Genomic DNA, 23,753 nt, shown 5'->3' with positions numbered 1-23,753 from the left:
CCATGGAGGCGGTGGTTTGTCTGCCCATGCCTTGTGCAGCCACGCAGATGGCCTGAGCGGCACTAAGAACTCTGGCGAGCCAAGGTGTGCGACCCCTGGATGCATAAATCTTCACTGACTTGCTCGTGCAGTACATGCTGGGTCAGCACCGGTTCAATATTGCTTGAGTCCATGGGGCCGTACCACTGGCCACCGGGGTAAACAATCATCAAGGGGCCATGGTTGCAGGGGTACTGGCAGCTGGTTTGCAGCAGCATGACCTTTTTCTTCAGGCCCGGGTTCTCGCGCACTGTGCGGGCCAAATGTGGCCACAGCTGCACGGCACCCTTGGCGGTACAGCGCGGGCCTGTGCACCACAGCACATGGTGCTGATGCTCGGGCACTATCGACCAGCCCTTGGGGTCGTGCTCCCAGTCGTCCTCACCCACTACGGCAGGCACATCGTGTGCAGGGGGTTGCGCTAACGCACCCTGCACCGTTGCGGCCAGTACATCGGCCAGCTGCGGTGTCTGCACCAGGGGGGCGGCAAAGATCAAGCGTTGGCTGTGTGGGCCGCTATCAGTACGGTCAATACGGTCAGCACGCCAGCGCATGATCAATTTGTGCAGCCAGCGGCGCAGCGATGGCTCGTCAGGCACCATCACCGGCAAGATGACGATGGTTTGCGCCGCGGCACACAGGTCCAGTGCTTGGGGCAGCGCGGGCTGAAAACGGTCCACAAACGCGGGCTGCACCGACAAGAGTGGCAGCCCCCGTGCCACCAGCGTGGCATGCAAGTGCTGGGCCAGTACAGTCAGCTCGCTCTCACCGCTGGCGTAGCCAGCACCCCGGCTGAGAAGAACGATGGCCAGTGATGCTCTGCAGCCCGCCGCGGCACTGGTACTGGGGGGCAAGGGGGTGCAGGTCATAGCAAGTTATCCGGCAGAAATTCAATCAAGGGCTTGCCACTGCGCGGGCTGGTACGCACCAGCGCACGCACGCCATACACATCGGCAATGATCTCGGGCGTCAGCACCTGTGCCGGCGTGCCTTGAGCGACTACAGCGCCATCCTTGAGCAGGTACAGCCGGTCACAGTAATGTGCGGCCAGGGGCAGCTCGTGCAGTGCAGCCAGCGCTGTCATGCCCAGGCTTCGGATCAGGTTCATCAGCTCGAACTGGTGTCGCACATCAAGATGGTTGGTGGGCTCGTCCAAAATCAGTAACGGCGCTTGCTGTGCCAGGGCGCGGGCCATGAGTACACGCTGCTTTTCACCGCCGGAAAGGGTGGAGAACATGCGCTCTGATAAAGCCTGCGCATCCACCCGCTGCAGCGCCTGTGCAACGATGCGAAAGTCTTCTTCACCATCCCGTGCGAACGGGGACTGGTGGGGGGTGCGACCCATCAGCACCACATCGCGCACGCGCAGCTCAAACTCGCTGGCGTTTTCCTGTGCCAGTACAGCCATGGCGCGGGCATTCTCGCGTGCACTGGTGTGCCAGACATTGCGCTCGTTGACTTGCACGCTGCCGCTGGCCGGTTTCAAGATGCGGTAGATCATGCGCAACAGCGTGGACTTTCCGCTGCCATTAGGGCCCAGCAGGCCAACCAGCTCACCTGGCGTCACATGCAGGCTGACATCGTGCACGATGCGAGCTGCAGCGGCTTGCCAGCTCAGGTTCCGGGCCTGCAGATGCGCGCTGTGTGATGGGCCGCTCATACAGACAATCTTTCACGTGCGTTCTTGCGGCACAGCATCCAGACAAAGAAAGGGCCACCGAGCAACGAGGTGATGACGCCGACTGGCACTTCTGCCGGTGCAAATGCAATGCGTGAAACCACATCCACCCAGATCAGAAAAATCGCCCCTACCAGTGCAGCCACAGGCAGCACGCGCCGGTGCTCGGCCCCCACCAGCATGCGGGTGACATGGGGCACGATCAGGCCCACAAAACCAATCGGACCGGTCAACGCCACCAGCACGCCGGTGACCAGCGAGACCAGTACAAACAGCCAGCGCCGTGTGCGCGTGGTATCCACGCCCAGCGTGGCGGCGCTTTCTTCGCCCGACAGCAGGGCGTTGAGCGCACGTGCCTGCGTCAGCAGCAAAGCGGCGCCCACCACCAGCAGCGCAGCAGGCAGACCCAGCTCATCCCAGCGGGTGCCGGCCAGGCTGCCCAGCGTCCAGGTCAGTACCGAGTTGGCCAGCTCACGCTGATCGGCAGTCAGAACGATGAGGCTGGTGACGCCGCCCAGACAATACGCAATGGCAACGCCGCCCAGGATCAGGCGCGATGCCTGCAAGCGCCCATTGGCGTAGGCCAGCAAATACACGCTCACGCAGGCGATCAATGCGCCGCCAAAAGCGCCCAGCGGTAAGGCCAGTTCACCCGCAAAAGCCAATGCACCAAAGGCAAGCACACTGACCGCACCCACCGATGCGCCCGACGACACACCCAGCAAATACGGGTCGGCCAGCGGATTGCGCACCATGGCCTGCATCGCCACACCCACCAGCGCCAGCCCTGCGCCAGCAAGCGCCGCCAGCAGTACGCGCGGCATGCGCACGCGCCAGACAATTTGAAATTGCGCCGTGCTCCAGTTGCCGGGCTGCAGATCCATGCCCAGCCGGGTGCCGATCTCATGTGCAGAAATCAACCAGGCTTGCTGTGGCGCAATGCGCACGGGCCCCAGCGTGATGGCCAGTGTGAGCGACACCAGCAACACAGCCAGCAGGGCTGCCAGCCATAGCGTCAGCTGGCGACGTTGCAGCGCAAAGGCCACGGTGGTGGATGTCTTCATGGCAGGGTGACTAGCTGGGGGTGCAGCGCGTGGGCCAGCCTGCGCGTTGCCTCCACGTTGCGTGGGCCGGGCGTGGCTTCAGAGAAATCCATCAGTACAAAATTTTGCTCGCGTATGGCGGTGACATCTGCCAGTTCAGGCTTGCTGAGCAAAAACTGGCGCTTGCCGTCGGGTGTGGGCTGGTCGTTGTCCACGATGACAATCCAGTCCGGGTTGCGCGCAATCACGTCTTCCCAGTTGCCTCGCATCCAGCTGCTGTTCAGGTCGGCAAAAATGTTGCTGGCCCCCGCTGCTTCGATCATGGCATGTGGCATGGCATAGGGGCCCGTGGTGACGGGAATGTCGGTGCCGCTGTCAAACACAAACACCTTGGGCTTGTGCGTCACATGCTGGAGTGCGCCGGTGATGCTTTTCAACTGGGCGCGCTGGCCATCCACCAGTTTCTGGGCCAGTGCTTCGATATCAAAAATACGGCCCAGCGTGAGCAGGTCTGCAAAAGTGTCTTCCAGCGAGACACGTTCACGCGCCACTTGGCGAATGCACGATTCAGTCAGTACATAGCTGGCAATGCCCAGCTCTTTGAGGCCGTTGGGCGTGATCTGCCCTTGGCGGAAACCGTAAGACCAGCCGCTGAAAACAAAATCTGGCTGTGCGTTCAACAAGGTTTCCAGATTCATGTTCTGGTTCGACAGATCGGGTACCTGTGTCAGCTGCGTTTGCATGGCGGGTGGCAGGCGGTGGATGTCTCGCAAGCCACCGTAACCGACCAGACGATCAGCTAAGCCCAGGTACAGAAATGTTTCAATGAGATTGATGCCGTGGACCACAGCGCGCTGCGGTACGCGGTCATAGGTGGTGGGCTGATCGCACACGGGCACGGTAATGGGGCCGCGCGGCGGTGCAGCCGCTTGCGCCATGTCTGGCTTGGATGACGCAGCATGGGAGGCTGTGGCCACCGGTTCTTTAGAGCAGCCCACCAGCACTGCGCTGGTCAGCAAAGAGGATATTAAAAATAAGAGCTGTTTGCGCATGAATACTGCGGTTTTCATATAGTTTTATATGTGAAATCGTTTAAATACAAGCGCTGATAGCTCTTATTTTTATAAAATTTGCAGATTAGAACGCGAACTCTGCAGTCACATCAAAGCGACGGCCTTCGCCGGGATAAGCCTGCCCCGCACCGCTGTTAGAGACTGCGGAAGAGACTGCTGAGTAGGTGTAAAGCTTATCGGTCAGATTGCGTACCGTCAGGCGGTAGGTAGTGCGGGCGCTGGGGTTCCAGCTCAAAGCAGCATCCCATACGGTATAGCCGGGGCTTCGGGACGTGTTGGCATCGTCCGCAAAGCGTGTACTTACAGCGCGCGCACCCAGTGATGCCTGCCAGTAGCCCATGGCATTGACGGTGTTGTAGTGCACCCAAAGATTGGCAGTTTGGCGTGCCACATTGGAGGGGGTTTTGCCGCTGAGGTCCTGGCCGCTTTTGATCAGCTCGTCATATTGGGCATCTACGAGCGCGAGGTTGCCGTCAATACGCCAGTGTGGGGTCAAGCGCAGCGCGGCAGTCAACTCCAGCCCTTGCGAGTATTGCTTGCCACCTTGTGTTTGCAGCTTCGTTTGCTGGTCGGTCGTGACGATGTCATTTTTCTCGATGCGGTAGGCCGCGACGGTCCATTCGCTATGTCCATTTGCAGACTGCTGCTTCAGGCCCACTTCCACCTGGCGGGCGGTTGTCAGTTTGTAGTGTTTGTTGGTGGTGTTGAGCGTCAGGATGTTGCCGACGGGGTCATGCCCTTGCGTGAACTGGCCGTAAAGGTTTGTGTGTGCGTTCAGTGCGTAGGTGCTACCCAAGCGCCAAGCTGTACCGTGCAAACGTGTGTCAAAAGCACCCACGCCAGATACCGGGTAGCGCGACATATCAGTCACGCCCTGGCGGATGCCACCCAGCAGCAGCCAGCGTTCAGACAGTGACCAGGCATCTTCGACATAAAAGTCATGCGTAGTGGCCTCTGTACGGAAGTTGGGCAACAGCGGCGAAGTATTGGGCCAGTGACTCCATCTTGGATCATTGACCCCGATGGTGTCGCTACCGGCGTAATCATTGCGGGCAAAGCGGAACTTGGCTTTGCTCACCTCCCATCCCAGCACCAGCTTGTGCGTACCGGCGTTGACGACAGCTTCCAGCCGGTTGCCGGTTTGATCCAGGTCGTGCGACAGTTCCAAATAGTCTGCAAGCTTAATCTGCTGAGTTGCTGGCCGGTAGCTGTACGCCTCAATATTGCGCCAGTAGCGGTCTGCCTTGAAGTGGTAGAGCTCATTGCGCACGGTCAGCTGGTCGTTGAGCTGGTACTCCACGCGCGCCCGCACACGTTGATCCTTGATGCTGATGGCACTGTCTTGCGTGTTGAAGTTGCGGCCCAGCAGGCTCTTCACGATGCGGCCATTGAGAGTAGGTGTACCAAAGTAGCGGGCCGGTTTTTGGTCGCTGCTGTCAACCAGCAACTCTGCGCGTAGTACGCCGCTGGGTTGCCAGCGCAAGGTGCTCATGAACTTGCTACCGTGGGATTGGCTCATTGCATGCTCGCCGCTGCTGGTGTGGCCGTACACGTCCATGCGGTAGCTCAGCGTTTCGCCCAGAGGGCCACTCATGCCCAGGCCTAAACGGCCTGTGTCGTACGAGCCAGCACCCACCATCACTTCACGCATCAGCTCGCGCGTGGGCTGCTTGCGTACCACGTTGGCTGTTGCTCCCACGGTGCCGCTGCCGTACAAAATAGACGCTGGGCCGCGCAGCACTTCGACGCGCTCGTAACCCCAGCTATCACTGGGGTAGGGCGTGGTGCTGGAGGCCACACCCAGCTTTACGCCATCTTCGGCAATTCCAACCGAATTGGTGCCTGTAAAGCCCCGTGCGCTAAAGTTCAGGCTGCTGTAACTGGTAGGCGACAGCGGCGTCATGCCTACGGTGCGGCCAATGATGTCGGCCATGCGGCTGTCGCCACGCTCTTGCCAGGTTTGTTCGTCCACATAGTCCAGGCTGGCTGGCAAGTCGCGCGTGGCAATGCCAGTGCGGCTGCCGGAGGTGCTGGCTTGCGACAGGCCCAGGCCGACATTGCCCAGGACCTCAACTGTTGGCAGTACAGGCAGTGCATAAGTGCTGGAAGGTATGGCCTCCTGCGTCTGCTCAATGCCGATATGCACAGCAGCAGGCTCAGCAGCGATAGCCATAGAGGCGGGCACCAAGCCGATCAGAACGGCAGGCAATTTGAAATGATTCATGGTGATCAGAGAATGCTGACCGCCTGCCTGCTGCTGATGAGATCTCGCTAGGGTTGTGGGCCGGTATCTGGTCCTGCCACTAGCTTGTTGCCATCACGCTGCTCCCCGCAGACGGTCGTTGCAAATGCTGGCGAAGAGGGGGGTGAACCCCATGTTGCACAGCGTTCAAACAGGCCGGTATCCGGGCTCACAGATGGCTTTGGGCTTGCCGCTCGCCTTCCCAATGTTGCCGCGCACCTCATGTTGAGGCCACGTAAAACATCAGTGGCTGGCCCTTGCACTGCATGCAAGAGCCTCGAGTCGGATTTATCTGTTTACCGTTGCGGGGGCAGCCAGGGCATTGCACCCTGTTCCCGTTTAACCCGGGAGTGAACCCGAGCACCTGTTGTACGAAATTGAATAAAAACATGGTGCACATCAGTTGTGCACAGCATCTTCATTCAATAAGCTGCGCAGTATATCGTGGCAAATCTCCGCACCGAGCGGCAGCGCCATTGAACAGCTGGCGCTTTGGCAAAGCGTGCATCGTCTTTTTCGAAGGGGCAGGCGTGCGCAAGCGACGTGTATGTCGATTGCCGGTGCTAGCAGCGAACGGCAGGTGATCGGAAAAACGGTGCACCAAGCAATTTCAGCAATGAAAAAGCCCCTTTCGGGACTTTTATGGGTTGCTTTGAACCCTGAATTTGGCGGAAAGCAGCTTCCGCCCCGAGCCTATATTTCATGCGCCTTGCGACGAGATTTATGAAACCTATAGACCATCCTACAGACCAATTCGTTTAGGACGCACGGGATACAGGCGGCTGCATTCGACCTCGAGCAGTCAGTGAGACGCCACTTTCTATTCGTAAAGGAAGTCATTAGACTCCAGCCAGTTTCACGTCACTAGCCTTGTTGAATGCCTGAAGAACCGACCTACTCACTCACTGACATCCCATTTATCGATCTTCAGAACGTCCAAGGACGATTCCTCATCTCAACATTGTTCTATAGCCAAAAAGCGTGGCGTATGTGGGTGCCTGCAGGAGGAAAACTGATGGAGATGCAGGTTGTTAGACCGGCGGAAATGTTCTACTTCGGGTCCGAGCCAGCATCAACAAACGATACTAAGTTTGACTTCCTGACCTTTATTGCCCAACAAGCAAGCTTTCCTCCGGTCAAGAAAGCGGTTGGAGGGCTGATGGATGACATTTTCAACCTCACCGCTTCAATAGCCAAGATCAAGCACTTGCACACCTCTAGAGCGGTACTTGGTGAGGGTGTGTCAAGGATGGCTGTCACGGAGGTTGAATACCTGATCTTCTTGTGCAGAGGAATCTTCGACTTTTTGCAGGAGGTGATATCCCGCTTATGGGAGGATGTAACTTTCTCCAACTTTTCACAGCAAAAGAGAAGTCTCAAAGATCGGCAGACGTTTTCCAAGGTCGTTGTTTACAACGGCGCTGAAGCCAGCTTCGAACAAATCAAAGAGCGTACTTCGATGCCTGACAGGCTGGTCGCTTGGTACTGCCGTCATACTCGCTTTTTTATGAGTCTCCGGGCGTTTAGGGATAACCTTGTACACTGCGGAACTCCCATTCAAACTCTTCTGGTTATGGAAGATGGTTTCGCTATCCAAGAACGAATGACGGCCTTCAAGGATATGGACGTTTGGTTTGACGAAGAAAGAGGGGCTAACAACATCGTTCCTCTGATGCCTGCCCTAGCGATGATCGTCTATAACACCTTGGCTGCATGCGAGGATCTCAGTCTTACCATGCGCGAGTGCATCAAATTCCCAGATGACCTCGCTCCAGGTATGAGCTTGTATATGCGCAGCTACTTCAACGAGACGTTCATGGAAATGCTCTTTGACCTCAACAAGCGCATGCAACTCTTGAGCCAACAACCAGGAGCGACGATGACAGGGATACGCATTAAATGACAGCAATGGGTCGATCTGCGACTGTCGCAGTCCGGTCATCTTGAGTCGCCCAACGGTCGACCCGCTCCGTCATTCGAGTATCAGCAATGATCCCAAAGCGCCGACACGTTCAACATCTCAATTTGCAGTCTCTTGCTGGCGCTGGAAACGGCCCAATAGCAAGGTATCGTGTCAGTCGCATCGCACGTCGTCAACCCAACATTAGGGTGACCGACGACATCGAGCTCGCGGGGTCGCCACCCCTCCACGCGTGTCACATGCTGATGACGACCGGTGACAGGCCCATCGATGTCACCACGACAACATATTGATCAATAAAAGGTTCTCAAACTATGAAGTTCATTCACGGCAGTGACATTCAGTGTGGGCTGCGTGAGATTTCACCGATCCAGATTGCAGTCGCGTACGTCGGAATCGATTGGAAAGCCTATATCGTTCCCGAGAAACTCCAAGACATCGTGGTATCTCCGACTGTCGGCACTAACCCCGCCGCGATCGTCGAGATCGCCGAAGCGATCGGCTGGGAACACGTCCATTTCCTCGACAACTTGCATGCCAAGATTTACCTCGGAGAGCACAGTGCAGCGGTCGGCAGCTTCAACCTGACGGCTAACGGCCTGAGCGCCGAAGGACTACAGGAAGCCGGTTTCCTTGTCGAGGATGCGCGGACGCTACTCGAATTGCGCGCGCGGGTGGATGACTACCGACAGCAGGCAGCAATGGCCTATCCGACCACTTCGGCTAAACTCGCGCGCCTCGCTGAACTGCGTGCGCTTTGGGATCGCGCGATCAAGCAGGGCGTAATTCGCAACGATGCGCGTGCTACCGCATTGGATGCTTACCGACCGGTGTCCGGCGATGAAATTTACGTGTGCTGGGGGCTCGGCAACATCGCATACACCGATCAGATCGTTTCGCCCGGGACGGTTAAAAACTCAATGTCGTTCCTCGAATCCGATATGGTGCGGTCTGACCGCTGGATTCTCTGCTGGACATCGACTAGCAGCGGGCACCCGGACAAACGCTACCACCCCTACTGGCTGCATATCGACGAGGTGGTCGAGGGGGGTGCGCAGGAAGTGCCCTATACAAAGGTCGCGGTCGAGCGAACCGGCCGGGCCGAGCTCTCTCCGCCGTTCGAGATTACTGACGCGGCTAGGAATGCATTGTATGCAGTACTGAACTCGGGTGAATTCCCGGAATTTCTCGACCATCACGAAACATGGTCGGTCGAGCCCACGCTGCCGCGCCTACCCGCGTTCCTGCGTGCGATGAGTGAGGCCGCAAGGCGCACCACCGTCAGCCCCCCCGAATCGGATGAGGCGCTGGTCCATGAATTCGATGCGCGCATCCGTGAGGCGATGGATATTTCGCTTTCGAAAAAGTACGTTAAGACAACAATTGATGGCCTGCTAAAGAAGTATTCGCCCGTCATTCTGGCCAAGCGGCTAGTGAAGCCCAACTCCGACATCAGGAGCGGCCTGAAAAGCCTCGCGAAGCACGGAGCGCTGCACCTGTCATTCGAAAGCATCATGCTCGAAACGTGTTTCGCCTCCCTGTTCAACAAGAACGACCTCGATTGCGCGCGCTTCAACTTGCGTGAGGCAGATCCGTCCTACCGACCTCCATTGGCGTAGCATGTCTTGGCTGGTGCTGTCCCTGCAACTGGCCCTAGCCGCCCCTCCTGCGATTCTCGAATCTTGACGGTCGTGAATACCGACCAGAAAAACAACGCCAGGTGACCGCTGAACTCCGATTTCTGCCTGTCGTGCAATTACGCAATGAATGGCTGCAAAGGGTCGAATTGCGACGGTCGCAGAACGGCCAGAAGCAGCCTCTCGCCAGCGACTGCTTAGCGGGCCACGCCAATGCATCCACGACAACGACGTTGTCATTTCAGGCAACAGCGTTTGTACTTACTCCCGCTCCCGCAGGGACACAGTTCGTTGCGACCTATTTTTCCGAACTCTACCGTCGACCGAGCAACTCGTCGCTCCTTGAGTGTCTTGGCTTGTTCACGCAAGACTTCGACCTCAGCATTAGACAAGCCCTTCAACGTTACTAATGTCATCGACAGCTCGCAGAGCACTAAATCGTCATAGGTCAGCTCTAGAAGCATACGGGCATCTTCGCCTGAAGCAGCCATGACTGTCCGACAGTGCTCAACAGATTTGTCGTGCGCCATGGCCACCACGCGCTTGATCCCCAGCACGACTGTCAGGCGTCCTTCCTTTACCACTGACATCGGTACGCAGCGGCCCCGAGCAACGACATCTGCTAACTCCGAATCGATCCAATCATTTAGTGCTGCGCGAACGTCAAATGGTAAGTCGAGTAGGTAACTTGCATTTTGTGATCTGCCTGACTGCGACTGTGACATCAAAAAATTGATGATCTCGTGAAGTCGATGCGGCACTTGCTGCAACGGTGCTTGCGCCGTATTTGGTGCAAGCAATTTTTCAGTATAGAACCTGTCGATGGACGAGCGATAGCCGTTGAACTGCACCCTAGCATTACTCTCCGCCAGAGACTCTGCATACTTGGCGTACTGATTGTGCGCAAGGTAGAGACCAAAATGATCCAGTTCGTCGTCTAGGCGCAGTGTGCTCGATATGCTCGCACGCATACGTTGCTCCACGAAGTGCAAGAACTCAAGCGGCCCTGCGAAGACATCGCGATACACCCGCAAGTCAGAGATCGATAGCGACCAGACTGGTCGACGTGCAAGTTCAACTCCCACTGCGTGCAAATGCTGGGACTGGGCAGCAAGCTCGGTGAACGGGTCCAGCGTCACCGCGCAGATCGTCTTGACCCGAAAGTCGGCCTTTCTCAGCGATCCGACCACCCGGTGTTTCGCGTCGAAGATTTCCACTTCGTCAGCGCTGTCCAGGTAATCCAAGAATCGGTCACCTTGTTGCGCAGGTGCACCCACCAGCGCCTGCAACGACTTCACGTAGGCCGGCAAGTCGTTAGAGGGCGACGTATAGGTAAATGCACCGGCTTTCACCTCAATGGCGAAGAGATGGTCGTCGTATATCAATATGCAGTCAGCTTCTGCAAAGTTCCGTCGCTTGCCTTGCTCTGCAACCATCGGGTAATACACCTCTGGCAAAACTGTTGCGCCCGGCAAGAGGCACAAAAAATGATCAATAGGCAATCTTTCGGAGATGTCCTTACGGTTTGCGATCCAGCGTTGCTTTTCCATCTCCGAGCGCAGAAAAATTCTCTTCTCGATCTGACGGTAAAAGTTATCGAACAAACATTGCAGATCGAAGCACAGGTATTTCCCGCTGACTTTAATGAACGGTCTGCGAAAAATAGGTTGAATTCGCAGCGGCCATCCCTTGAACACTCCCTCCGCCAGAAACTCTGAATCCTCCCCGGGTGACCAAGAGAAGTCGTCTAAGAATGCTTGGGGCAGGTTTGTGATCTGCTGCACATCGAAAAGTCCAAGACCCATGACACGCTCTGTATTTTTCTGTATTTTCTCAGTGAGCCCCAAGCGTTCGGTAATCTCCCGGAAGAAATCGCCTGGAGTCTTCCCCTTGAACTCCATATCGCCAGACTCGGACAGACGTTCGAGCTCAACCTTGAATACTTCATGTGCGTTCTTCAAAGCCGTCATTGCTTCGCTCAACCCATAAGTTTGAGCATGCCAAAGCTTATTTAGAGCCTCAATCAGTTGGGCTGTAGTTATCCCGTAGGCAGCCTCAATAAGCTCTGATTGGTTGAGTAAGAGGCCAGAAATGGCTTCAATCTGATGCTGGGAGTAGTGATCTCCACGAACGTTGCACCATTGCAACTGAGCCCGGACCATGAACTCCTCCAGCTCAAGCGAAAGCGGGGCATCGCTGGCCTGGCGGTGAGCAGTAGCGCAAATCAGGTAAGCGCCATGAAGCAGCTTGTACAGCTTCTCCACATTTGTTTTTAGCTCTGCCCAATCGCCGTCTGAGACTTTGGTTTTCTGGTCATTCCCCCGAGGAGCTGACGCGATAACACTCTGTATATAGTCGACCATTCGAGATGCGAGCGCATCGTCTTGTGTCACCTCAGCCTCAACTTCGATGTGCATGACTTGAAGGACTCGCTCGTGCCATGCACGCGATAGCAGTTGATCTGGCGGCAGGTTTCCTACGGCGGCGACGATCGAAGAGACATGCTCGTCGATCTTGTTCACAACCTGCGGATAGTCAGCAACTGCCTTGGCCATCATCTGGGCGTGCGCTGCTTCGTTTATTGTGGACTGCATAACTAGCCGGTTTCCAAACAGTGCGCCACTAATTGGTCCAAAGGAAATGACCTCATCCGGTCTCGCCGTCAAATTGTGTTGTGCGCGTTTTCTTTTGCTTCTCATGAGATATTTTCTAAACAGTCGAGTAATACAGTGCCCGTCGGCGTCGATAGCGCTGTTGGGGCAATGGCAGACTAGCGAAACCACAACCAGGAAATCAGGGTGGCGCTGCTGCGGGTATCGGAACCGTCAATCTGCGGCGGGATTCGCAAATGGTCAGGGTACCTGATGAGGTGTCGGAGCGCCCATGTACCTCCAAGAGTTCGTGAGCCAACTTCTGCTCGACTTATCTCTGTAACTCACAGAAGCGCAACAGTACACAGTGTACGTAGTTGAGCGTCCGCTCTGACGACCTACGTTTATCCAAGGAGTTGGCCGTTCCGTATCGCAAGCAGGCCTTGCCAGTAGGTTGATACCGGCCCATAACAGTGGCCTCGGCAGATAAGCAGCTTTGCAGGCCAACGTCAAAAGAGATTTACAAAACTGAGAACCGTCGACCAGGCCAGCTCAAGTAAAGCAAACGCAGAAAATAGTCCGTTCACAACAAGCAAAATCGCGCCAACGACAGCCACTAGCACTATGAGTTGCACAGTCTTCATACGGTGAAGTCTCCCGAAAAACCCATTCAATGATCCATCTTAGGTTGGTTATGCGCTGCACCCACTAGTTCGTTTGCAGTCAAAGGTAATGATGGTTCTTAATAAAAAAGCCCGGTGAGCTTTGATCACCGGGCTTTATGTCTTGTGGGCAGTCCCAATCGGAATTTAATTCAGGGCTTCCGCCAGCGCGACAGTGGGGCGGCTTTCCAGCCACTCGTCCACGTTGTTGGCCTTCCATCCAACTGCGCGGGGGCCCAGCTGGATGGGTGGCGGGAAGCCTTCGTTCAGCATCCAGTTACGCAGCGTTGATTTTGAGATGCCCAGCTTTTCCAGCAGCGTGGTACGGCGATAGATAAGGGTTTGAGTTTTTGCCATGGTGGTGCTCATGCGGGAATCGGTCGTTGTTCGGGGCGTAGCGATGGCTTGCTTGCCAGTTGCTGCAACTGTTCTTGCAGCACGTCGTCTTGTTTTACGTGCTCATAAACCGCCCAACCCAGCTGCTGGGCCACCATGTATTCCAGGCTGGCGCCTTTGGACTGTTGCCAGCCGGGCAGCAGGTAGATGGCGTGACAGGTCATGAGCTGGCTGACGCCCATGCGCATGTATGCGGTCCAACTGCAGTTATCGTTTACGTGCGGTACGGGGTTCTCGGCGGGGTTTTCTACATGCCAAGCCCTTTTCCGTAAGCGTGCTGCAGCGTCGTGAAAGGCGGGGTAGTTGTTATCTGGCAGGCCCGTCATGGGGCCGGCAATGTAGATGCGCAGGCTAGGGCACTCACGCATCAGCCACATCTGCATGGTGCTGATGCAGTGGAGTTCTCTTTTTTGCTAGAGACAAAGTCACCAAAGCGCTGGCACTCATCCACGATCAAGCGAGTGGCCATGCGCCAGCCGGTAGACCGGGTTGAGGGCACGCTGGAAATGTGCATGTGAACCTTGATGAACAAGGACAAAAAGACCAGTGGTGATTTCAAGGAAATTGACCTGCTGGGCCGCCAGATTGAGCATCTGGCCCGAGTGCACAAGTACAGCGAGACGGGCAAGGAAAGCGACCTGAACCCAAAGATTGACGCTGGCAACGCTGGCCCCAAGGCGCAGCCTGAGCGCAATCAGCTCGGTGGTCAGGAGAGGCTGGAAAGCTCACTCAGAAGGCCAATTGAAGTTGATATTAGTGGTCAGTAGCTGACCGTTAAAAACCAATAGGTGAGCAGTCGCCCCAATGAAAAAGCCCCTTTCGGGGCTTTTATGGGTTGCTTTGAACCCTGAATTTGGCGGAAGACAGCTGGAGTCGAACCAACCCAGGAGTGACTGACACCCCTCACCGGGTTTGAAGCCCGGCCGCACCACCGGGCACGATTGCCTTCCTTAGAAGAAGCTGCAGATTGTAGCGCGCAGTGGGTGTCGTTTGCCGCAAGTGCAAGTCAAACGCGGTATCAGCTTTGGGTATGCCACTGCGTATCGGGGCGCAGAACGTGGGCATCGCGCACGCGGCGCGTGTAGCCCAGGCGGTCAAAGCATTCAATGATCTGGATAGCGCGCTTGCGGCCCAGACCTGTGACATCGCGGAACTCGCGTGCCACCACTTCGCCGTTGGGGGTGGCGCTGGCCAGCTCTTTGATGGTGCGGGCCAGCTCATCCATGTTGGCAGCAGTGTAGAACAAGTCTTTGACCACCTGAAACACCAAGCCCTGGCGGGCCAGTTTGCGCAGTAACTGGCGCACAACCTCCTCGCCTGTGCCGGTGTCTGCGGCCAAGTCACGCACCCATGGTGGGTCAAAGCGGCCTGCGTCCAGCAGGGGCAGTAGTTGTTCTGACAGGGCTTGCTCCTGGGCGCTGAACTGCACGCTGTGGCTTGGCAGGTGCAGCCACGCGCCGCTGCTGGCCAGTTGCTGACCTTGCAGCAACTGATCAATCAGTGCTCGCCACAGTTTGTCGTGCTGGCTGTGTACCAGACCGGGCCATGCCATGCGGCGCAGGCGGGCCGCGTTGATACCGGGTTCGTCGGGGTACTTGTCGTGAAAGCGGGCAATGGTGTCCATGACCTGCTGCTGCAGTTGCTGCCAGCGTGCGCTGTCAAGCAGCAGTGCGTCGCCATCGGTTTGTGCAATACGCTGGGTGCCGGGTAAGTCCATGCCATCCATGGTGCGGCCACTCAGGCGCTGTAGTTGCGACAAGCTGATGCCGTGTGCCGCATGCGTTACTAAGGCCGCAGGTGCGCCTGTAGTAACCAGCGACTCCAGCGCTTGCAGATAGGCCAAACGCGCAGCACTGCGGCGCTTACGGGCCGGGGCGTAGGGGTCAAGCACCATGCCGCCCGCAATGGTGCGGCTGGCTTGGGCATTGCGAATGATGAGGCGGTCGCCCGGAATGGCGTAGACGGGGTGGTCCAGCACCAGTTGTGCGGCCACTTCCGTGCCCGGTTCAATCGCGCCATCTTGCAGCAGGGCTACGTGAGCGGTGCAGCGCTGGGTGCCGATGTGCACATGCACGGCAGTCCACTGCTGCATGGGCTGGGCTTCTGCCAGCAGGTGAAGGCGAATGTCTATGCGATCACTGGCTTGCAGTACACGTGCGTCGGCGATCCAGTCACCGCGAATGATGCCCTCTTTGGCAATGCCTGCCAGATTCAGTGCGCAGCGCTGGCCCGCCAAGCCCACTTGTGCCGCCTGATTTTGTGCGTGGATGCTGCGCACGCGCACGGCTTGACCACTGGCCGAGTGCTGCAACACATCGCCCACAGCGACTTGGCCGCTGAACACGGTGCCCGTCACCACCGTGCCTTGGCCGGGCAGGGTGAAAACGCGGTCTACCGCCAGGCGGAACAGTCCGTCTTGGGGCCTAGAAGGCATCATCAGCGCCTGTACTTCCAGGTACTCGCGCAGCGCCTGCACACCGCGGTCGCCGGGTTGGCTGGCTGCCGTTTCAAAAATGGGGCTTTCGTGCAGGCTGGAGACGGACAGGATGGCTGCAATTTCCAGCTTCACTTCTTCGATGCGCTGGGGCAGCACGCGGTCCACCTTGGTCAGGGCGACGGTGCCTTTTTTGACACCCAGCAGCTGCAAAATTTCAAGGTGCTCCAGCGTTTGCGGCATCACCCCGTCGTCGGCCGCCACCACCAGCAAGGCGTGGTCAATGCCCACAGCGCCGGCGGCCATGGTGTGCACAAAGCGTTCATGGCCGGGTACGTCAATGATGCCCAGCACATCTCCGTTGGACAGGGGGGCATAGGCATAACCCAGCTCAATCGAAATGCCCCGCGATTTTTCTTCTTTGAGGCGGTCAGTTTCCACGCCTGTGAGGGCGCGTACCAACGTGGTTTTGCCGTGGTCAATGTGTCCAGCGGTACCGATGATCATGCAAACACTTTCTAGTCAGCAAAAATATTTAAGCCAAATATGCCTCTGGCGCTTATCTAGTAAGCGCTGGTAGCTATTGATTTATTGAAGTGCGGCCAGTTGCTGCACAAACTGCGCTTGCATGGGCTCTTCCAGGCAGCGCAAGTCCAGCCAGAGTGCATCGTCGTGCAAGCGGCCAATGACCGGGCGGGGCAGGGCACGCAGCCGCACTTCCAGCTGGGTCAGCTGGCGGCCAGCTTGCTTGCCGCTGGCTGGGTAAAGCTTCAGCCCAAAACTGGGCAGGTTCTCTACGGGCAGGGCGCCACTACCAATTTGGCTGTGCATTGCGGCAGGCTCTACCACCCACGTATCCCCCAGCACGGTTTGCAGCTGTGGTGCCAGGCTTTCGGCCTGGGCCTGCATTGCAGCTTGGGGGCGGGTGAACAGGCGCAGCGTGGTCAGACGTTCGGCCAGTTTTTCTGGGTGCAGGTACAGGCGCAGTGTGGGCTCCAGGGCGGCCAGCGTGAGTTTGCCCACGCGCAGGGCACGTTTCATGGGGTTCTTTTTGATCTGCGCAATCAAATCCTTGCGGCCTACGATGATGCCCGCCTGCGGGCCACCCAGCAGTTTGTCGCCAGAGAAAGTGACAATGTCGGCCCCGGCATCCACCGTTTCTCGTACGGTCACTTCGTGGGGCAGGCCCCAGTGGCGCAGATCGACCAAAGTGCCGCTGCCCAGATCCACCATCATGTTCAGGCCGCGCTCATGGGCGATGGCTGTGACTTCAGCGTCTGAGACACTTTTGGTAAAGCCCATCACCTCGTAGTTGCTGGTGTGTACCTTCATCAGCAAGGCGGTGCGATCGCTGATGGCTTCTGCATAGTCTTTGGCGTGGGTGCGATTGGTGGTGCCCACTTCGAGCAGCTGGCACCCGGCACGCTTCATGATGTCGGGGATGCGGAACGCACCGCCAATTTCCACCAGTTCGCCGCGCGAGACCACAACCTCTTTGCCTGGGGCCAGGGTGGACAGCGCCAGCAGCACGGCAGCAGCATTGTTGTTGACGATGGTGGCAGCCTCGGCGCCGGTCAGCTCGCAAATCAGGGCTTCAACCAGATCATCGCGGTCGCCACGGCCACCGGTTTCGAGGTCGTATTCCAGGTTGGCAGGGTTGGTCAGTGCTTCGACCACTGCATCCACGGCCTCTTGAGGCAGCAGGGCACGGCCCAAATTGGTGTGCAGCACCGTGCCCGTGAGGTTGAACACGCTTTTCAGGCGGGGGGAAAAACGCTCGGTCAAGCGGCTTTGTACGGCCTGCGTCAAAGCGTCAGCGCTGACTTGTCCGGCTTGCAGGCTGCCATCGAGCAGGTGGTGACGCAGGCCATCGAGCACATGCCGTACTGCATCGGTCGTGCTGGAGCGACCAAATTCAATCTGCAAGCCTTGCAAGACGGGGTGTTGGAGCAGTTTGTCAACCGAGGGAAGACGTGGGGCGGCAGTGTTCAATGCAGCACTCTCAATGTGAAAACAATAAAAAAAGGCCGCCGCAGCGGCCTTTCGGCAAGTGGGCACAAGTGCTTATTCTGCCGCAGGGTCAACCAGAGCTTCGTCTTGGCTTTCTGTCTGCTCTTGCGAGACAGCGACAAATAGCAAGGGGTTCGCACTGGCGCGCTTGAACGTGGTGCTTTCGCTCATCAGCAAATCCAGCATCAAGCTGGCCAAGTCGTCTGCCAATGGCTCTGCCATCGGGTCTTTTTCTTGATTGACGATTTTGCGGTAGGTGCCGCATTCATCACAGGTTTCTGCTGTGATGACGTCTTTGCTGCCCTCAATGGTCTGGTAGTGAATGCCTGCAGTGGACTCGCAGTGCGAGCACTTCACGCGCACCATGTGCCACTCGGTACAGCAAGTGCCGCAGTGCAGGTAGCGGTGGCCGTTGGCCTTGCCGCCAATGCGCAGAACGCTGGCCACAGGTTCGCTGGCGCAAACAGGGCAGATGGAGGCCGGGTCGGTGTAAGGCACATCTGCTGCATTCAAGGCCGCTGCGCGCTTGGCGTAGGTGACCTGCAAAGCAGCCATGATGAAAGGTGCCATGCCAATGTGGCGGGCAGCGACTTCTTTTTCCAGCAGACGTTGAGCGATCTCATCGCGCTCTTCGTGGCTCAGTTCGCGCAAGGACTGAATCAAGGGCTGTAATGGCTCTGGCAGACCTTCGCTGCCTGCCAGGGTATCGAGCATGGCATTGAGTACTTGGTGCCATGCCGGATCGATGTGCTCAGCTGCAGGCAGCAAGGGCATGGAGTGCTGCTGTGCACGAGCCACGTCCGTTGTGTTCAGTGCTTGCAACTCTACTTTGGAGACAGCAGCATGCTGTGCATCCACAATTTTGGCTGCAAATTGCAGGTAATCGGCAATCGGATTGCCTTCGGAAAGCTGACGCAGTCGGGCTGCGCGCTCGGCAAACAGGCTGGCTACTTGAGGCAGCAGGATGCGAGGGAAGGAAGTCTTGTCCAGCGATTCAATTTCGCCGGGCTGAAGAATGCTTTGTTGCATGAAAAGGGGTTCCCTAAATTGAAGCCGCCGGTACGCCCAGCATGGGCTGTACCGGCGGCAATCAACAAGCGTCTAAGTGACTTTTATTTCGCGGCCAAACCAGCGACTTAGTCGTTGTCGCCGGTCATCTTGCGATACCAGCCGCGGTGGTGTTGCTTGGCCCAAGCACGTGTGACTGTGCCATACAACATTGCGCGAATGGTTCCACGGGTCCAAATAGCCGCGTAGACGTGCATGACGATCAGGCCAATCATCCATACTGCTGCAATAGCATGCAGGACGGATGCTGTGCGGACCAAGTCCACAGGCAGGTTCCACCAAGCGCGCCACATCAGAAAACCAGTGATGGTGATCAATGCCATGCCAATGACCAGACCCCAGAACAACAGCTTTTGACCACCGTTGTACTTGCCTTGTTCAGGCATGTCGTGGTCATCACCATCAATCATTTTGTTCACGTTCTTGAGCCACTCGATATCGCGAGGCTCAATCACGTTCAAGCGCCAGAAGCGGAACGCCATGATGATGAAGAACACAGCCATCACTACACCAATGTAGGGGTGCAGGATGCGGGTCCAGGGTCCGCCACCGAACAATTGAGTCAGTGGGAAGAACGCTGGATGAAAGAACGCCAAGCCAGACAGAGCCAGCAAGATGAAGCAAATGCCTACCACCCAGTGGTTGGCGCGCTCCGATGCGTTATAGCGCACGAGGTCGCGTGGATTGCGTTTCATTGGCCGTTCTCCTTCTTGTCGGCTGCTGCATCCTTGCGGTCCATTTCATCTTCCAATTCTTTGGACACGTCGTTCGGGCCCTTGGTGATGTAATGGAACAGGCTGCCGACAGCGGCTGCGCCCAAAGCTGCCATGGCCAGAGGCTTGGCAACACCCTTCCACAGAGAAACCATGGGGCTGATCTTGGGATCATCCGGCAGGCCCTTGTAGAGCGATGGCTTGTCAGCGTGGTGCAGCACGTACATGACGTGTGTACCGCCGACTGCAGCTGGGTCATACAAACCAGCATTGGCATAACCACGGTTTTGCAAATCGCCAATGCGGCGTTCTGCTTGCTCATGCATTGCTTTCTTGGTGCCAAACATGATGGCACCCGTTGGGCAAGTCTTGACGCAAGCAGGCTCGCGGCCCACAGCCACGCGGTCAGAACACAAGGTGCACTTGTACGCCTTGTGGTCCTTCTTGGAGATGCGTGGAATGTTGAATGGACAGCCTGTTATGCAGTAACCGCAACCCACGCACTGGTCTTGCTGGAAGTCCACGATGCCGTTGGCGTACTGCACGATCGCACCAGGCGATGGGCAGGCCTTCAGGCAACCGGGGTCTTCACAGTGCATACAGCCGTCCTTGCGGATCAGCCATTCCAGATTGCCTGTTGCTTCGTTTTCGTACTCGGCAAAGCGCATGACAGTCCAGGACTCGGCCGTGAGGTCGGTAGGATTGTCATAAACGCCAGCAGCCAAAGTGCCGACTTCGTCGCGCAGGTCGTTCCATTCCATGCACGCTGTTTGGCAAGCCTTGCAGCCAATGCATTTGGAGACGTCAATCAGCTTGGCCACTTCTCCACCATGCGCACCGCGTGCGCTGGGGGAAGGGGTAGTGGTCGCGGAGCGACGCTTGATATCGAGGGACATGGTTGAAGACATCAGCTATTTCTCCTTATGCCTTCTCGACCTTGACCAGGAAGGTCTTGGACTCAGGGGTGTAGCTGTTGCCGTCACCAATCGAGGCGGTCAGATTGTTCGCCAGGTAGCCCTTGCGTCCAGTTGACGAGAAGCCCCAGTGAATGGGCACACCCACGTGGTGGATGGTCTTGCCGTCAATCTGCATGGGCTTGATGCGCTTGGTAACTACAGCAGCGGCCTTTACAAAACCGCGTTTTGAGGAAACCTTGACCTTCTGACCCGTCTCGATACCCAGCTCCTTGGCCAGCGCTTCACCAATTTCGACAAACTGCTCAGGCTGAACAATGTTGTTCAACTGAACGTGTTTGGTCCAATAGTGGAAGTGCTCAGTCAGGCGGTAAGTGGTGCCTACGTGTGGGTACTCCTTTGGATCGCCTGCAGTGCCCTTGGTTGATTCCAAGATACGTGCAGCAGGATTGATGACCGCCAGTTTGTTTTCTGGATACATCGGGTTGTAGCCCAATGGATTGTCAAACGCTTCGTAGTGCGTTGGGAACGGACCTTCGTTCATTCCCTTGCGAGCGAAGAAGCGGGCCACGCCTTCCGGATTCATCGTGAACGGGTTGCAGCTAGGCGGCAGTGTTGCGCCAATGTCTGGTACGTCGGCGCCTGCCCACTTTGCACCATCCCACTTGACGAGCACGCGGTTCGGGTCGAAAGGCTTGCCTTGCGTGTCGCACGATGCACGGTTGTACAAAATGCGGCGGTTTGCAGGCCATGCCCACGCCCAGTTCAGCGTATTGCCGATGCCGGTTGGGTCGCTGTTGTCGCGGCGAGCCATCTGGTTGCCCGAAGACGTCCAGCAGCCCGACCAGACCCAGCATCCGCCCATGGTGGTGCCGTCTGCACGCATTTCACCAAAGCCAGCCAGCTGTTCACCCGCCTTGCGGATGACCTTGCCGTCAGCATCGGTCAAATCAACCAGTGCCTTGCCGTTGTATTCCTTGGCAATTTCCTCGGAAGTAGGGTGTGCAGCTTGCGCGTAAGGCCACCACAGGTTGACGATGGGGTCGGGGAACTTGCCACCGTCCGTTTCGTACAACTTTTTCATGCGCAGGTGCAGCCCGGACATGATGGCGATGTCAGTCTTTGCTTCACCTGGGGCATCAGCCGCTTTCCAGTGCCACTGCAGTACACGCGAAGAACTCACTACTGCGCCATCTTCTTCGGCAAAGCAGGTGGTGGGCAAGCGGAATACTTCAGTCTGGATAGACGCGGTATCTACATCATTGAACTCGCCGTGGTTCTTCCAGAACTCGGAGGTTTCAGTGACCAGCGGGTCCATGATCACCAAGAACTTCAGCTTCTTCAAGCCTTCACGTACGTTGTTCGAGTTCGCCAACGCAGCCAATGGGTTAAAGCCCTGGGCAATGTAACCATTGACCTTGCCTTGCACCATCATGTCTGTGATCTGCAGCATGTCGTACTGCTTGTCCAGCTTGGGCAGGTAATCGAACGCCCAGTTGTTTTCAGCAGTTGCAGCAGGGCCGAACCATGCCTTCATCAGGTTGACGTGGAACTTGGGCGTGTTCTGCCAGAAGTTCATCTGACCCGGACGCAGCGTCTTGGGTGTGCGAGCACCGATGTACTTCTCGTACTCTTGTTCGCTTTCGTTGGGTAGCGTCAGGTAACCCGGCAACGAAGCAGACAAGATACCCAGGTCAGTCAGACCTTGGATGTTGGAGTGACCACGCAGCGCATTCATACCGCCGCCAGCAACCCCAATGTTGCCGCACAGCAGCTGAATCATGGCGCCGGTACGCAGCATCTGTGCACCGGTGGTGTGCTGTGTCCAGCCCAGGGCGTACATGATGGTGGCGACACGGCCTGCTTCAGCAGTCGATGCAAACTTCTCCGCTACGTGCAGGAACTTTGCCTTGGGTGTACCGCAGATGCTTTCCACTTTTTCAGGTGTATAGCCTGCGTAGTGGCGTTTGAGCCACTGGTACACGCAGCGTGGGTGCTGCAGTGAAGGATCGACCTTTACAAAGCCGTCTTCACCCATCTCGTAGTCCCACGACGATTTGTCGTAAGTACGAGTTTCGGGGTTGTAACCCGAGAAGATGCCTTCGTCGAACGCAAAGTCCTCACGCACGATAAACGAGAAGTCTGTGTAGTTCTTCACGTACTCGTGGTGGATCTTGTCGTTGGTCAACAAGTAATTAATGATGCCGCCGAGGAAAACGATGTCCGAACCCGAACGGATAGGGGCATAGAAATCGGCAACCGAGGCAGAACGGTTAAAGCGCGGGTCGACCACCATGAAGTGGGCACCGTTGTGCTCTTTCGCTTCTGTAACCCATTTGAATCCGCAAGGGTGTGCTTCTGCTGCGTTACCACCCATCACCAAGATGACATCAGCATTTTTGATGTCTTCCCAATGATTGGTCATGGCTCCACGGCCAAACGTCGGGGCAAGACCTGCCACCGTCGGGCCGTGTCAGACACGTGCTTGGTTATCGAGCGCCAGCAGACCCCAGGAACGGGCTACCTTGTGTGTGACGTAACCGGCTTCATTGCTGGAGGCCGAGGCGGCCAGCATGCCAGTGGTGAGCCAGCGGTTAACCGTCTGACCCTTTTCGTTCTTCTCAACGAAGTTGGCATCGCGGTCATCTTTCAGATGCTTGGCGATGCGGTTCAGTGCTTCGTCCCAGGACATGCGCTTCCACTCATTGGAGCCAGGAGCGCGGTACTCGGGGTACTGAAGGCGGTGGGGACTGTGCACGAAGTCGAGCAGCGAAGCACCCTTGGGGCACAGTGTGCCGCGGTTGACAGGGTGATCGGGATCACCTTCAACGTGCATGACGGACAGCTTGGCATTTTTCACGCCGTCGCTGTACGAATACATCAATAGACCACAACCGACCGAGCAGTACGTACATGTCTGCCGTGTAACGGTAGCTGCGGCCAGCTTGAACTGGCGAACTTCAGCTAGTGCAGCGGTGGGCGAGAAGCCCATCACTGCCAAGCTGGATGCCGCCAGACTCGAACCAGTCACTTTCATGAACTGGCGTCTGGAGAATTGCACCATGGGGTTACCTTTTTTAAAACTTGACGCTTGTAGGCGGAATTCTAGTTATATGTCTCATACAAGACCCACTCACCTGCCTTTATCCGATGGCAGTGGCTGGTGAATGTGTGCATATGTTTGCATGGATCAAGTTTGCATATAGATGGGCAAACCCTTGGGAGCGGGTAAGACAACGTCTGAAATACAGCTGCTGCGCTTGCGGACAGCACAGTCAGACAAGAGCGGAGACAATTGCAGGCTGGTTATGAAGGTTCTCTGCAGCGCAGAG

The 23,753-nt window shown here is 56.9% G+C and carries 17 protein-coding genes, 1 tRNA gene and 1 riboswitch; of the genes, 3 read left to right on the top strand and 15 right to left on the bottom strand.

Going from position 1 to position 23,753, the window contains the following annotated elements:
- Positions 1-62 precede the first annotated feature (62 nt).
- The 5 genes from IB213_RS13110 to IB213_RS13090 form a co-directional block, all read right to left on the bottom strand.
- Entirely contained in the window at positions 63-908 is an 846-nt protein-coding gene (locus tag IB213_RS13110; RefSeq protein WP_192407001.1) for a (2Fe-2S) ferredoxin domain-containing protein, read from the bottom strand.
- Positions 905-1,699, bottom strand: coding sequence for an ABC transporter ATP-binding protein (locus IB213_RS13105; protein WP_192407000.1), 795 nt, complete (start codon positions 1,697-1,699; stop codon positions 905-907). Before IB213_RS13105 ends, IB213_RS13110 begins: the two co-directional genes overlap by 4 nt.
- On the bottom strand, positions 1,696-2,781 hold the full coding sequence (locus tag IB213_RS13100) for an iron ABC transporter permease (protein ID WP_192406999.1): 1,086 nt from the start codon (positions 2,779-2,781) through the stop codon (positions 1,696-1,698). The genes IB213_RS13105 and IB213_RS13100 overlap by 4 nt, the downstream gene beginning before the upstream one ends.
- Complete coding sequence (locus IB213_RS13095) at positions 2,778-3,779, bottom strand: ABC transporter substrate-binding protein (protein ID WP_225561098.1); 1,002 nt, start codon at positions 3,777-3,779, stop codon at positions 2,778-2,780. Before IB213_RS13095 ends, IB213_RS13100 begins: the two co-directional genes overlap by 4 nt.
- Before the next feature lie 118 nt (positions 3,780-3,897).
- Positions 3,898-6,057 carry a TonB-dependent siderophore receptor gene (locus IB213_RS13090; RefSeq protein WP_192406997.1) on the bottom strand — a complete coding sequence of 720 codons (2,160 nt, stop codon included), beginning with the start codon at positions 6,055-6,057 and terminating at the stop codon, positions 3,898-3,900.
- A 154-nt stretch (positions 6,058-6,211) separates the two neighbouring features.
- Positions 6,212-6,458: riboswitch (cobalamin riboswitch) on the bottom strand.
- Positions 6,459-6,952: 494 nt separating this feature from the next.
- Here IB213_RS13090 and IB213_RS13085 point away from each other — a divergent pair.
- Positions 6,953-7,978: a hypothetical protein gene (locus IB213_RS13085; RefSeq protein ID WP_192406996.1), complete on the top strand. Its 1,026-nt coding sequence runs from the start codon at positions 6,953-6,955 to the stop codon at positions 7,976-7,978.
- 332 nt (positions 7,979-8,310) lie between these two features.
- Complete coding sequence (locus IB213_RS13080; protein WP_192406994.1) at positions 8,311-9,615, top strand: phospholipase D family protein; 1,305 nt, start codon at positions 8,311-8,313, stop codon at positions 9,613-9,615.
- A 254-nt stretch (positions 9,616-9,869) separates the two neighbouring features.
- On the opposite strand, the gene IB213_RS18135 is transcribed toward IB213_RS13080, so the two are convergent.
- From IB213_RS18135 to IB213_RS13065, 3 genes are all read right to left on the bottom strand, one after another.
- Complete coding sequence (locus tag IB213_RS18135) at positions 9,870-12,227, bottom strand: YecA family protein (RefSeq protein ID WP_225561097.1); 2,358 nt, start codon at positions 12,225-12,227, stop codon at positions 9,870-9,872.
- An 806-nt stretch (positions 12,228-13,033) separates the two neighbouring features.
- Positions 13,034-13,243, bottom strand: coding sequence for an AlpA family transcriptional regulator (locus tag IB213_RS13070; protein ID WP_192406992.1), 210 nt, complete (start codon positions 13,241-13,243; stop codon positions 13,034-13,036).
- An 8-nt stretch (positions 13,244-13,251) separates the two neighbouring features.
- On the bottom strand, positions 13,252-13,665 hold the full coding sequence (locus IB213_RS13065) for a DUF4406 domain-containing protein (RefSeq protein WP_225561096.1): 414 nt from the start codon (positions 13,663-13,665) through the stop codon (positions 13,252-13,254).
- A gap of 141 nt (positions 13,666-13,806) precedes the next feature.
- On the opposite strand from IB213_RS13065, the gene IB213_RS13060 reads away from it, so the two are divergent.
- On the top strand, positions 13,807-14,049 hold the full coding sequence (locus tag IB213_RS13060) for a hypothetical protein (RefSeq protein ID WP_192406990.1): 243 nt from the start codon (positions 13,807-13,809) through the stop codon (positions 14,047-14,049).
- Between the two features lie 87 nt (positions 14,050-14,136).
- On the opposite strand, the gene IB213_RS13055 is transcribed toward IB213_RS13060, so the two are convergent.
- From IB213_RS13055 to fdnG, 7 genes are all read right to left on the bottom strand, one after another.
- A tRNA-Sec gene (locus tag IB213_RS13055) sits at positions 14,137-14,232 on the bottom strand.
- Positions 14,233-14,300: 68 nt separating this feature from the next.
- Positions 14,301-16,223: a selenocysteine-specific translation elongation factor gene (selB, locus tag IB213_RS13050; RefSeq protein ID WP_192406988.1), complete on the bottom strand. Its 1,923-nt coding sequence runs from the start codon at positions 16,221-16,223 to the stop codon at positions 14,301-14,303.
- Positions 16,224-16,304: 81 nt separating this feature from the next.
- Positions 16,305-17,708, bottom strand: coding sequence for an L-seryl-tRNA(Sec) selenium transferase (gene selA, locus IB213_RS13045; protein ID WP_192406986.1), 1,404 nt, complete (start codon positions 17,706-17,708; stop codon positions 16,305-16,307).
- A gap of 72 nt (positions 17,709-17,780) precedes the next feature.
- A complete protein-coding gene (fdhE, locus tag IB213_RS13040) occupies positions 17,781-18,755 on the bottom strand; it encodes a formate dehydrogenase accessory protein FdhE (RefSeq protein ID WP_192406984.1) in 975 nt (324 codons plus the stop codon).
- Positions 18,756-18,862: 107 nt separating this feature from the next.
- Positions 18,863-19,489: a formate dehydrogenase subunit gamma gene (locus tag IB213_RS13035; RefSeq protein WP_191721549.1), complete on the bottom strand. Its 627-nt coding sequence runs from the start codon at positions 19,487-19,489 to the stop codon at positions 18,863-18,865.
- On the bottom strand, positions 19,486-20,415 hold the full coding sequence (fdxH, locus tag IB213_RS13030; RefSeq protein ID WP_191721550.1) for a formate dehydrogenase subunit beta: 930 nt from the start codon (positions 20,413-20,415) through the stop codon (positions 19,486-19,488). Before fdxH ends, IB213_RS13035 begins: the two co-directional genes overlap by 4 nt.
- A gap of 13 nt (positions 20,416-20,428) precedes the next feature.
- Positions 20,429-23,485, bottom strand: a complete 3,057-nt coding sequence (gene fdnG / locus IB213_RS13025) for a formate dehydrogenase-N subunit alpha (protein ID WP_191721551.1) — start codon at positions 23,483-23,485, stop codon at positions 20,429-20,431.
- Positions 23,486-23,753: the final 268 nt, after the last annotated feature.

Origin of the sequence: Comamonas sp. CMM02, assembly GCF_014851485.1 — a bacterium.
GTDB classification, from domain to species: domain Bacteria; phylum Pseudomonadota; class Gammaproteobacteria; order Burkholderiales; family Burkholderiaceae_C; genus Comamonas; species Comamonas avium.
The sequence above is the reverse complement of the archived record's forward strand: the minus strand, read 5'-3'. Positions and strand labels throughout refer to the sequence as shown.

Excerpts from the sequence above, each read along its gene's own strand:
- IB213_RS13110 (WP_192407001.1), bottom strand. The coding sequence starts at position 908 with ATGACCTGCACCCCCTTGCCCCCCAGTACCAGTGCCGCGGCGGGCTGC.
- IB213_RS13105 (WP_192407000.1), bottom strand. The coding sequence starts at position 1,699 with ATGAGCGGCCCATCACACAGCGCGCATCTGCAGGCCCGGAACCTGAGC.
- IB213_RS13100 (WP_192406999.1), bottom strand. The coding sequence starts at position 2,781 with ATGAAGACATCCACCACCGTGGCCTTTGCGCTGCAACGTCGCCAGCTG.
- IB213_RS13090 (WP_192406997.1), bottom strand. The coding sequence starts at position 6,057 with ATGAATCATTTCAAATTGCCTGCCGTTCTGATCGGCTTGGTGCCCGCC.
- IB213_RS13085 (WP_192406996.1), top strand. The coding sequence starts at position 6,953 with ATGCCTGAAGAACCGACCTACTCACTCACTGACATCCCATTTATCGAT.
- IB213_RS13080 (WP_192406994.1), top strand. The coding sequence starts at position 8,311 with ATGAAGTTCATTCACGGCAGTGACATTCAGTGTGGGCTGCGTGAGATT.
- IB213_RS18135 (WP_225561097.1), bottom strand. The coding sequence starts at position 12,227 with ATGCAGTCCACAATAAACGAAGCAGCGCACGCCCAGATGATGGCCAAG.
- IB213_RS13070 (WP_192406992.1), bottom strand. The coding sequence starts at position 13,243 with ATGGCAAAAACTCAAACCCTTATCTATCGCCGTACCACGCTGCTGGAA.
- IB213_RS13065 (WP_225561096.1), bottom strand. The coding sequence starts at position 13,665 with ATGCAGATGTGGCTGATGCGTGAGTGCCCTAGCCTGCGCATCTACATT.
- IB213_RS13060 (WP_192406990.1), top strand. The coding sequence starts at position 13,807 with ATGAACAAGGACAAAAAGACCAGTGGTGATTTCAAGGAAATTGACCTG.
- selB (WP_192406988.1), bottom strand. The coding sequence starts at position 16,223 with ATGATCATCGGTACCGCTGGACACATTGACCACGGCAAAACCACGTTG.
- fdhE (WP_192406984.1), bottom strand. The coding sequence starts at position 18,755 with ATGCAACAAAGCATTCTTCAGCCCGGCGAAATTGAATCGCTGGACAAG.
- IB213_RS13035 (WP_191721549.1), bottom strand. The coding sequence starts at position 19,489 with ATGAAACGCAATCCACGCGACCTCGTGCGCTATAACGCATCGGAGCGC.
- fdxH (WP_191721550.1), bottom strand. The coding sequence starts at position 20,415 with ATGTCTTCAACCATGTCCCTCGATATCAAGCGTCGCTCCGCGACCACT.